Origin of the sequence: Bradyrhizobium sp. NBAIM08, from assembly GCF_020193935.1 — a bacterium.
GTDB classification, from domain to species: Bacteria; Pseudomonadota; Alphaproteobacteria; order Rhizobiales; family Xanthobacteraceae; genus Bradyrhizobium; species Bradyrhizobium yuanmingense.
The window spans coordinates 1-404 of sequence record NZ_JADYVR010000935.1 but is presented as its reverse complement, the minus strand read 5'-3'; the positions used below and the strand labels follow the sequence as shown (position 1 = coordinate 404).

Sequence of the window (404 nt, the reverse complement as noted above, 5' to 3'; positions counted from 1 at the left end):
TGCTAATGGTATGCAGGTTTCTGTGATGAATTATGGAGCAACAGTTACCAGGATCATTGCTATTGACAGGAAAGGAGGTTTTGAAAACGTGATACTGGGCTTTGATAATTTACAAGGCTATATCAGCAATGGCAACCAATACATTGGAAGTACCGTGGGGCGCTATTGCAACCGCATCGCCGGCGCCAGGTTTTCCATAGATGGAAAAGAATACAGCCTGGCAAAAAATAATAAGAACAATTCCCTGCATGGCGGTCTTAAAGGTTTTGACAAAGTGTGCTGGCATGCAGAAAAAAAAGGCACTGATTCTGTACAATTCACCTGCCTGAGCAAAGATGGCGAAGAAGGTTTCCCGGGAAATTTGCATGTTCAGGTGGTCTACACACTCAGCACCGACAATGACA

1 pseudogene is annotated in these 404 nt (G+C 44.3%); it reads left to right on the top strand.

Annotated features, from left to right (window positions below):
- Positions 1-404: pseudogene (locus I6F37_RS42805) on the top strand (hypothetical protein); the annotation flags it as partial.